Below are 9,506 nucleotides of genomic sequence, written 5' to 3'. Positions count from 1 at the left end.
CATCGTGAGGCTCGCGCGCGCTCCGTCAGGCTGAGTGAGTGCGTACCCGATCGTGCCGGGGCCGGCGGCGTAGTCCATCGCCGCTTGTCCTATACCGGCGGTCAGGCAGAGAAGCGCGAGTAATATCCCCCCCCGTTGTTCTTACAGCTCTCACTTCGATACCCTCCTTGAGTAGAGCGAAAGTGCACTGCCGTGCTTTCGCGGCTTGGAAGCCGCTCCTACAGGTCTGACAAACAGGCGTGCCGATTTGTTCCAATGCATACCTTGCACGAATCGTGCCAAAACCTCAATCAGGCAGAAGTCTCCGCGCCCGACGATTTCTGTTGCAATCCGGGGTCCGGTGTGGTAGAATCGGGTTGACCGACACGCGGAGAGATGGCTGAGTGGACGAAAGCGGCCGCCTGCTAAGCGGTTATGGGGGTAACACTCCATCCCGGGTTCGAATCCCGGTCTCTCCGCCATTTCCCGTCTGCGATGGACACCCGGTCTGCCTCATTTCAGGCTAGACCGTACAGCAATCCCCCGAACCATCCGATGATTAGTGTGTGTATGTTTCGCCCTTGACGACTCCCGTCGTCGAGGCGCGAAAGGGAGAACGAATTGTCCACACGGACTCGACTGAGCATATTGCTGGGAGCGGCGATTTTCGCGGCGTCCGCGGGCATCGCGGTAGCGTCAACCGCCGACGACTATCTCAAGATCAGATCGGCGCTCAAGGCTTCCGCGATCCCAATAGGCGAGATCAAGAAGAACCCCTCCGAGCGTATCGGCATCATCGTCGAACTGAGCGGCACAGTCTCCGGCACCATCAGGTCCGGGGGATCGAGCAGTTTCGTGCTCGCGTGCGGCGGCGAATCGCTGATCATCTCCGCGGAGGCGCTTCCCGAATGCGTTGAGAACGGCAGCACCGTCCGCGCTCTGGTGGAGGTCGGAGCGAAGAGCATCGTCTCGCTCTCCGACCTGAAGCTCCGGGCGGCGGCATGGGAGTGGGAGGTCGCGAAGAAGGAGCAGGCTTCGAGCGCGGCAAAGCCTCAGCCCTCTAAGGAACGGACCGCCAGGCCGCAACCCGCATCGCGCGGGGGGGCGCGCCCATCCGAAGGGATGATGAGCATCTACGAGCCGTACCGGGACGCCGTCGCGAAGCTGAATCCTCGCCTCACGAAGAGCGAGGTCGAAGAGATCACGATCAGTATCCTGAGCTACAGCGCGCACTACGGGGTTGACCCGAGGCTGATAGTCGCCGTGATCATCGCAGAGTCGAACTTCAACGTTAAGGCCACCTCTCCGAAGGGCGCGATGGGCCTCGGACAGCTTATGCCGGGCACCGCGCGAGGGCTTGGCGTGGCGGACGCATACGATCCCCAGCAGAACATCGCGGGCTGCGTGAAGATCATCAGCGGCCATCTGAAGAACTACGGCGACCTCTCACTCGCGCTCTCCGCGTACAACGCCGGTCCGGGCGCGGTCAGGAAGTACCGCGGAGTGCCGCCCTACCGCGAGACCCGGAACTACGTCGCGAAGGTGACCGCCATCTACAACGCGCTCTGCGGAAAGTAGACTGCGGTACCAAGCTCAAGCGGATCAGTCGGGGCGTGCGGCCCGGCCTCTGCGGCGCATCCTCCCCTTCACGATCCAGACCACCAACCAGACCAGCAGCCAGAACGGGATGAACACGACCGCCCAGATCACGAGCGACATGATCCCCCGGAAGACCCCGGACAGCGAGTTGGCCGCGGCCTTGCCGGTATTCCGGACATCCCATTTCACGATTCTAGTCACGACCGGCTGAGGCTCCTCGAGGCTGACCGTGATGGTGGAGAGCTCGATCCGGTTCGCAAGGAACTTCAGACGCCCCTCGGCGGTCTCGATCTCGCCCCTCACCCGGCTGAGCTCGCGCTCGACCGCTAGGATGTCGGGTATCCTCGAGGCCTTACCGAGCACCGTGAGGAACGCCTCCTCCTCGCGCTTGAGGTTTCGCAGGCGGGACTCGAGGTCCACGAACTCCTCGGTCACGTCCTCGCCCTTCTCAGTGCGGTTCAACACCTTGGCGAGCTTGCAGATCGCGTCGAGGGTGGAGGCGTATTCCTTCTGCGGGACCCGGACGGTGACGTTCGCGGAGAGCCTGCCGTCGGAGTTCTCGATCCCCGAACCCGTCACAAACCCGCCGGCCCTGCGCGCGATGTCAGCGATCTCCCGGTGAGCCTTCTCGACCGCGCCGGTTTCGAGCGAGACGTCGGCGGTGTAGATCATCATCCTCTGCGGAGAGGCCGCCCACGCGGCGCCGATGACGGATGGCGTGGCTGTCTCCGCAACTGTCTTACTCGGCGCGCGCATCTGCAAGGGGGCAGGCATCATTATTTCGCTTGAAGGCAGACTCGCCATTCTGTCGAACCGCGAACGAGATTTGGCGAACATCGGAAAGATGATCGCTCCGACGAGGCCGAGACCGACGAGCACCAGGCAGACAAGACCCACCCATGACAACCACGGCTTCATGATTCGCGAGGCAATGCTCATTCGACACACTCCTCTCAGAGAGTTCTCAACCGTATGACCCGCGTGCGCGCGGAAAGCTTCACATATCGAACTCCATTTCGCCGGGGATGGCCCTTCTCCTGCAGGTTTGACACTCATCTTGCGCTAACATGTATTGGCTGGAAGAACGTAGAAGGGAAGTACGATGAAACATATCCTCGTTGTCCTGCTGCTGCTCGCGGCGATGCCCACGCACGCATCCGATCCATACAGCATCAAACCCGATCTCTGCGAGCGGGAACTGCTTGCCATCTATACCGACGTGCTGCTGAAGTTCAGCCGGTTCGCGGAGACCGCGTGGAAGCAGTCGCCGAACGACCCCGAGGCCGGGTACTGGGGCAACGGCGTCAGCGGCGGCAACGAGGGAATCCGGGCGGTGGCGAACACAGCGCTCGTCTATGCCGTCCTGGCGAACGAGACGAACGCGCTGAATGACAAGACCCGGCAACGCTACGTTGACCGGGCGCTGGCGGGCGTTCGATATGCCGCAATGAGCCACCTCACCGGCGACGGCAAGTGCGTGGACGGCAAGCAGTGGGGCAACTCCTGGCAGTCAACGATGTGGGCGGCGAACATGGGCTTCGCGGCGTGGATACTGAAGGACGATCTCGACGCCGAACTGTGGTCGGCAGTAGAAGGAGTCGTCGCATACGAGGCCGACCGCTTCCTGGACGCCAGGCCGGGCGGAAAACGATACGGCGACACCAAGGCCGAGGAGAACGGCTGGGACCAGATTCTCATCTCCCTCGCGCCGAACATGCTGCCGGACCACCCTAACGCCGCGAGGTGGCGGGAGAAGTCAATAGAGTGGATGATGAACACGATCTCCGCGCCGCAGGACGTTCGCAATACGACAGTCGTTGACGGCAGACCAGTAAACGAATGGGTGTCGGCGGTCAACACGCACCCGGACTTCCTGCTCGAGAACCACGGGTTCTTCCATCCCAGCTACACGATGGTCAGTCCCGCCGAGGTCGGCCAGGGCGCGCTGTTCTATGCCTACGCCGGGAACCCTGTCCCCGAGGCCGCGGGGCATCACCTGCTCGACAACTGGTGGGCGCTGCAGGAGTTCATGCAGCCGTCCGGCGAATGGATCTTCCCTCAGGGCATGGACTGGGAACTTCACTCGGACAGCCATATCCACTATCTGGCATGGCTGGCGGTCTATGGGCGCGATCCGGTTGCGGCGGAGATGGAGAAGCAGGTCGCCCAGCGCATGAGGGACCAGCAGCGCATCTACGGCACGGGCAGGCTTGCGGGGCCGGCGTCGAGTCTCGGGTACGCGCGAGATGCGATCCAGACGGAGCGTACGGCATACGCCCTGCTATATCACAGGTACGTCGGGCGCGCCGTTTCCGATCCGGCCGCCGCTCAACGCATCTGGCGCGCGGTTGACGGGGTCCGTCGGCACCTGCACACGGACCTGATCACGCATCGTACCGACAACAAGTTCGCCTCGTTCTCGTGGAAGAACCTCGTGATGGGCCAGGTGATCCCGATGGGGCCGGGGCATCTCGACAATCCCAACTTCACGACGCCGATCACCAACGGCTTCGTGGGTAGTTTCACCATCGCCGATCCGAGCGCAAGAGGCACGACCGTGATCGAGCGGACCTGGAAGCGTTTCGACAGCGGCTTCGAGACACGGGGAAAGCTGAGCATCAACGGAGAATCGCTCGAGCAGGAACTGCTGTTCGCATCCGTCGGGGACAGAGCGGTCGTCTACCTCGACCGTGTGAAGGCGGCGAAGGATGTCAGGATCGAACAGGAGATCGGCGCGCCATTCGGGATCGAGAACGACGAATTGAACGGCGACCGCCGGACGCTCTTCCACCGTGGAGGATCGCAGGTCGTCGTCGGCCCGGAGACGGATCAGACGATCGCCATCCCCGGCGAGTGGGCCAATGTAGACGGCAGGCTCGGCGTCATCGCTCCGAGCGGGGGACTCGTATACCTCGACGTTCCCAAGTACAACCGCAACGGCGCGCGCGAGGACTTCCTGTACGGGTCGTACTCATCCCAGCCGCGCGAGTTCAGGGCCGGAGAGACGGTCGCGGCCAGGGCGCTCCTCTTCCTGACCGAAACCGGCCCGCAGGAGACGGCCGCCATGGTCTCAAAGGTGAGATGGGACGGCCGAACGCTGTCGGTCGAGTTGCCGGAGGGACGCTACTCCTTCGCCCTGTAGATGACGAGGACGGTGTAGCTGTAGAAATCGTGAGTTCCGGCCGGGCCGAACTCGGTCGCGTTCACACTCACCAGCGCGCCCTCGCCTATGTGCCCGAGCAGCTGGGTGATCTGCTCCTGGACCTTCGGAAGCTTGTCCAGGGCATTTGCGTGGAAGATCTGTGCTTTCAGCATACCTGATACCTCCGGATTCCTTCGGCTTGGCTGTCATGTTCTATGCGGACGGGCGCTCTACCTTCCGGCGATACGCCTGCATCGGCGCGCCCGCGCCCTAGCCTACTCCGAGAATCACAAGGGTCAGCGGGATCGTCAGGAGGCTGAGCAGGGTGGCGACGAAGATCGCGCTGGTGGCGAACCCGCCGCACCTGCCGAAACGCCCCGCGATCACCGCCGACATCATGGCCGGGGGCATTGCGGACTCCAGCACCGTCACCTGGTGCATGGTGTCCCGCACGCCGACGAGAGCCATCGTGTGATGCGTCAGGAAGGGCAGGACCGCCATCTTCAACAGGCACGCGACGAGCACCGGGACGGCATACCCCTTGATCCTGCTCGCGCTCAGAGACAGGCCGAGCGAGATCATCACGACGGGAATCGTGCCGTCCGACAGGTACCGAATCGCGTCGAGCAGCGGATGGGGAAGCGGATGCGGCCTCAGGATAAGCGCGAGCGGAATCGCCCACATGCTCGGCAGCTTGAAGACGCGCAGCATGAACTCCCTGCTCAGCTTCTCCCCGCTGAACAGAGCGGTCACGAACAGGCCGAGCGTGTACAGTGGAAAGGCCATCGCCAGTTCGTCGTACATCACGGCGGTCACGAGCGCCCCCTTGTCGCGAAACGCAGCCTGAACGACGGGAAACCCCAGAAACCCCGTGTTCCCGAACGCGCTGACGACGATCAACCCGCCGATCATGCACTTGTCAAGGCGAAGCGCCCGCCCGATCAGCCACGCGAGGAGCATCACACCCAGCATCGCCAGAAAGCCGAACACCGGCACCTTGGCTATCTCGAGTGAGAGTTGGCCGCGATACCCATAGATCGCCTGGAAGATGAACGCCGGCAGCGTGAGATACAACACGACCGTGTTCAGTATCTCCGCATCGTCCGGCTTCATGATGCGGACCTTCTTGATCGCATAGCCGGCGAACAGCAGCAGGAATATGGAGAGGACGGTGCCTATGATAGACAAGCGCAATCACCCGTATCGTTGTTCGGGCCGGAGTTGTACTCCGGCCCGCGCGACTCGCAAGGGGGTTGCGCCCCCTGCGCCGAGGTCGCGGAGTTCAACTCCCTTCCGTGCAATAATGCGAACAGCGTGCGTTTCTACGACCTCTTGCACTGCAGAGCGGATTTCACCAGGCCGGCGAAGAGCGGGTGCGCGCGGTTCGGACGCGACTTGAACTCCGGGTGAAACTGGGTCGCGATGAAGTAGGGGTGATCGGCGATCTCAATCACCTCCACCAGGCGGTTGTCCGGCGAGAGGCCGGAAAATGTGAGCCCCGCCCCCGACAACTGCTCGCGGTAAGCGTTGTTCACCTCGAACCGGTGACGGTGGCGCTCGTAGACGAGTTCGTCGGCGTAGAGCTTCCAGGCGAGGGTGCCCTCGGTGATCCGGCACGGGTAGACGCCGAGGCGCATCGTGCCGCCCTTCGCCCTGACTCCCTCCTGCTCCGGGAGCAGATGGATGACGGAGTGAGGACCGTCCGGGCACACCTCCTCGGTGTTCGCGCAGTCGAGTCCGCACACGTGCCTCGCGTACTCGATCACGGCCATCTGGAGCCCGTAGCAGAGACCGAGGAAGGGGATCTGCTTCTCGCGCGCGTACTTCACCGCCGCGATCTTGCCCTCGACGCCGCGGCCGCCGAATCCGCCGGCGACGATGATGCCGTTCGCGTCGCCTAGAAGCGCGTCAGGCCCCTGCTCTTCAATGTCCTCGGAATCAATCCACTTGATGTTGATGCCGGCGTTGTTTGCCACGCCGCCGTGCTTGACCGCCTCGCCGATGCTGATGTAGGCATCGCCGTTCGCGACGTACTTGCCGACGACGGCGACCGTCGTCTTGCGCTTGGGCTTCTTGATCATGTCTACGATGCTCTCCCACTCGCTCAGGTCGGGATGGCCGTCCTCCAGGCGCAGCCTCTGGACGACTAGTTCCGCCATCCCAAGCGATTCGAATTTGAGGGGGATATCGTAGATGCACTCCGTGTCGAGCGCTTCGATGACCGCTTCCTTCTCGACGTCGCAGAAGAGCGATATCTTCTCCTTCATGTCGTCGCTAAGCGGGAGCTTCGAGCGACACACGAGGATATCGGGGTGGATGCCGATTTCGCGCAGCTTGATGACGCTGTGCTGGGTCGGCTTGGTCTTGACCTCGCCCCACGGGCCGACGAAGGGTATGAGGGTAACGTGGATGTAGAGCACGTTCTCGGCTCCGACATCCTTCTTGAACTGGCGGATCGCCTCGAGGAAAGGCAGGCCCTCGATGTCGCCGACGGTGCCCCCTATCTCGACGACGGCCACATCCGCACTGGCATCGGCGGCGCACCTGCGAATCCTCAGCTTGATCTCGTCGGTGATGTGGGGGATCACCTGCACGGTTCCGCCGAGGTAGTCGCCCCGACGCTCCTTCTCGATGACGGCGCCGTAGATCGTGCCGGTAGTCACGTTCGACTCGCGGGTGAGTTCGACGTCCACGAATCGCTCGTAATGCCCGAGGTCCAGATCGGTCTCGGCCCCGTCGTTGGTGACGAACACCTCGCCGTGCTGGAACGGATTCATCGTTCCCGCGTCCACGTTGATGTAAGGATCGAGTTTCTGCATCGTCACCTTGAAGCCGCGGTTCTTCAACAGCCTCCCGAGCGACGCGGCCGTGATCCCCTTGCCGATTGACGAAACTACGCCCCCCGTCACGAAAATGAACTTTGTCATGCCATTCCCCCTCATGCCTTTGTCATAAAACCCAGTGACTATTCCACGCCCACAGTCGGGTCTCCTTTGGAGACCGAGCCCATCAATGCATACGCCACAGACGGCTGCCTCTGCCGATGTTGACGGCGGACTTGATGAGGTCCGCCACGAAGCCTTTCGCGAACCGGGCAGCAGCCGGCACATCGTCGCCCAGTGCTATGCGCGCCGCCAGCGCCGCTGAGAACGCGCATCCGGTCCCGTGCATCGGCGGGCCTTCGATGCGGAGCGCCGGGAGTTCGACGAACTCCTTGCCGTCGAAAAGCACGTCCGTCGCCTCTCCGTCGAGATGCCCACCTTTCGCAAGGACGTACCCGCATCCGTAGCCGTGTATCACCCCGGCGGCTTCCCTGAGCTCCGTCACCGACCGCACCTCCACGCCCGACAGGATGCCGGCCTCGACTGCGTTCGGCGTCACGACGAGACACCGCCGGATCAGCCGGCGCTTCATCCGCTCAATCCCCTTGCCGGAGAGAAGACGTGTGCCGTCCTTCGCGGCGATCACGGGGTCGAGCACGACGTTCGATATCTCGCGCCGGTCAATGCGTTCCGACACGACATCCACCGCCTGCTGAGTGTAGAGCATGCCGATCTTGCAGGCGTCCGCGCCCACGTCGCGCATCACCGAGTCGATCTGAGCGGCGATGATCCTCGGCGGCACCTTGTGGATCTTCTGCACCCCGACGGTATTCTGCGCCGTAACGGCGGTCACGACCGTCATGCCGTAGCATCCCAGCCGCTCGAAGACCCGCAGGTCGGCCTGGATGCCGGCCCCCGCGCTCGGATCCGAACCCGCGATCGTCAAGACCCTGGCCGCCGCTTTGTCAGTCATTTATCCCCAAGACGTTGAGCAGATCGGGCAACCGCTCGATGACGAAATGCGGTTTGGAGTCACCTTGCGCTGCCTCGGCTTCCGCCTGCGTGGTGATACCGGTCAGCACCAGCACCGTCGTCGCGCCGATGCGGTTGCCGGCTTGGATGTCGGTGTCCAGTCGGTCGCCCACGACGACCGTATCCGCTGCAGTCGCGTGGGCCAGCTCGAGAATCTCGTGCATCGCAGGCGTCTCGGGCTTCCCGATCATGATCGGCTCTACACCGGACGCCGCCTGAATCGCCGCTACCAGTGCCCCGTTGCCGGGAACGATGCGGCCGCCCTCGAGCGGATAGGTCGTGTCGGGATTCGTGGCGATGAACCGTGCGCCGTGAAGGATCGCATGCTGGGCTTTGACCAGCGTGTCGTAGTTGAACTTGCGGTCTATGCCGACTACGACGTAGTCTACCGGCTCCTCATCAGTCAGCTCCATGCCGGCCGCTTCGAGTTCGCCCAGCAGGCCGAACTCCCCGATCGCGAGCACGGAAGCCCCCTTCGCCCCGGTCTCAAGAAGGTAGAGCGCGGCAGCGTAACCCGCGGTCATGATGTGCTCGACATCCGCGGGGATATCCATGCGCTGGAGCTTCTCCTGGTAGAACGGTCGGGACTTGCTGGAGTTATTGGTGAAGAAGAAGACCTGATGGCCGAGTTGCCGGAGTGACCGGATCGTATCCGCCGCGCCCGGGAGAGGCTGTTCCCCGCGGTAGACGACTCCGTCGAGGTCGAAGACGAACGTCCTGACAGCCAAAGTGTGCCCACCTGTCTATCTGATGTAGGCACATTCTAGCACGCCTCCGCCGCGGGCGTCAATCGGCGCGGGAGGGTGAGGTCACTCCTGCTGGAGTGTGTACATTTGTTTTGGGCTCGTGTCTCGCGGACTTGATTTTCATCACTATGCCGCCAGCGCTTCCAGGGCTTTCTGGCGGGCGCGCTTCGCCTTCTGCACGCGCTC

The 9,506-nt window shown here is 63.0% G+C and carries 8 protein-coding genes and 1 tRNA gene; 3 read left to right on the top strand and 6 right to left on the bottom strand.

Translation table 11 applies throughout. The features are described 5' to 3' along the window. Positions 1–369 precede the first annotated feature (369 nt). Positions 370–461: transfer RNA gene (locus tag KBC96_15075), tRNA-Ser, on the top strand. Between the two features lie 640 nt (positions 462–1,101). Beyond that, positions 1,102–1,557, top strand: a complete 456-nt coding sequence (locus KBC96_15070; protein ID MBP6965714.1) for a lytic transglycosylase domain-containing protein — start codon at positions 1,102–1,104, stop codon at positions 1,555–1,557. Positions 1,558–1,581: 24 nt separating this feature from the next. Here KBC96_15070 and KBC96_15065 read toward each other — a convergent pair whose 3' ends face one another. After that, the gene (locus KBC96_15065) at positions 1,582–2,517 is read right to left on the bottom strand and encodes a DUF4349 domain-containing protein (protein ID MBP6965713.1); all 936 of its coding nucleotides are present in this window, start codon (positions 2,515–2,517) and stop codon (positions 1,582–1,584) included. A 163-nt stretch (positions 2,518–2,680) separates the two neighbouring features. Between KBC96_15065 and KBC96_15060 the strand changes: the two genes are divergently transcribed. After that, positions 2,681–4,720 carry a hypothetical protein gene (locus KBC96_15060; GenBank protein MBP6965712.1) on the top strand — a complete coding sequence of 680 codons (2,040 nt, stop codon included), beginning with the start codon at positions 2,681–2,683 and terminating at the stop codon, positions 4,718–4,720. Here the strand turns inward: KBC96_15060 and KBC96_15055 are convergent. The 5 genes from KBC96_15055 to KBC96_15035 all read right to left on the bottom strand — a co-directional run bounded on the left by KBC96_15055 (position 4,702) and on the right by KBC96_15035 (position 9,302). After that, positions 4,702–4,893 (bottom strand): hypothetical protein, encoded by a 192-nt coding sequence (locus KBC96_15055; GenBank protein MBP6965711.1) that lies wholly within the window; start codon positions 4,891–4,893, stop codon positions 4,702–4,704. The genes KBC96_15060 and KBC96_15055 overlap by 19 nt on opposite strands. Positions 4,894–4,990: 97 nt before the next feature. Beyond that, positions 4,991–5,908 carry an AEC family transporter gene (locus KBC96_15050; protein ID MBP6965710.1) on the bottom strand — a complete coding sequence of 306 codons (918 nt, stop codon included), beginning with the start codon at positions 5,906–5,908 and terminating at the stop codon, positions 4,991–4,993. A gap of 134 nt (positions 5,909–6,042) precedes the next feature. Further along, positions 6,043–7,647 carry a CTP synthase gene (locus tag KBC96_15045; GenBank protein ID MBP6965709.1) on the bottom strand — a complete coding sequence of 535 codons (1,605 nt, stop codon included), beginning with the start codon at positions 7,645–7,647 and terminating at the stop codon, positions 6,043–6,045. 82 nt (positions 7,648–7,729) lie between these two features. After that, positions 7,730–8,515, bottom strand: coding sequence for a bifunctional hydroxymethylpyrimidine kinase/phosphomethylpyrimidine kinase (gene thiD, locus KBC96_15040; GenBank protein ID MBP6965708.1), 786 nt, complete (start codon positions 8,513–8,515; stop codon positions 7,730–7,732). Further along, positions 8,508–9,302 (bottom strand): HAD-IIA family hydrolase, encoded by a 795-nt coding sequence (locus tag KBC96_15035; protein MBP6965707.1) that lies wholly within the window; start codon positions 9,300–9,302, stop codon positions 8,508–8,510. Before KBC96_15035 ends, thiD begins: the two co-directional genes overlap by 8 nt. Between the last annotated feature and the right edge of the window lie 204 nt (positions 9,303–9,506).

Source organism: Armatimonadota bacterium (assembly GCA_017993055.1).
Classification (GTDB): Bacteria; Armatimonadota; UBA5829; order DTJY01; family DTJY01; genus JAGONM01.
This window is presented reverse-complemented; position numbering and strand designations above follow the sequence as displayed.

Coding starts and splice junctions, on each gene's coding strand:
- KBC96_15055 (MBP6965711.1), bottom strand. CDS start 4,893: ATGCTGAAAGCACAGATCTTCCACGCAAATGCCCTGGACAAGCTTCCG.
- KBC96_15045 (MBP6965709.1), bottom strand. CDS start 7,647: ATGACAAAGTTCATTTTCGTGACGGGGGGCGTAGTTTCGTCAATCGGC.
- thiD (MBP6965708.1), bottom strand. CDS start 8,515: ATGACTGACAAAGCGGCGGCCAGGGTCTTGACGATCGCGGGTTCGGAT.
- KBC96_15065 (MBP6965713.1), bottom strand. CDS start 2,517: ATGAGCATTGCCTCGCGAATCATGAAGCCGTGGTTGTCATGGGTGGGT.
- KBC96_15060 (MBP6965712.1), top strand. CDS start 2,681: ATGAAACATATCCTCGTTGTCCTGCTGCTGCTCGCGGCGATGCCCACG.
- KBC96_15070 (MBP6965714.1), top strand. CDS start 1,102: ATGATGAGCATCTACGAGCCGTACCGGGACGCCGTCGCGAAGCTGAAT.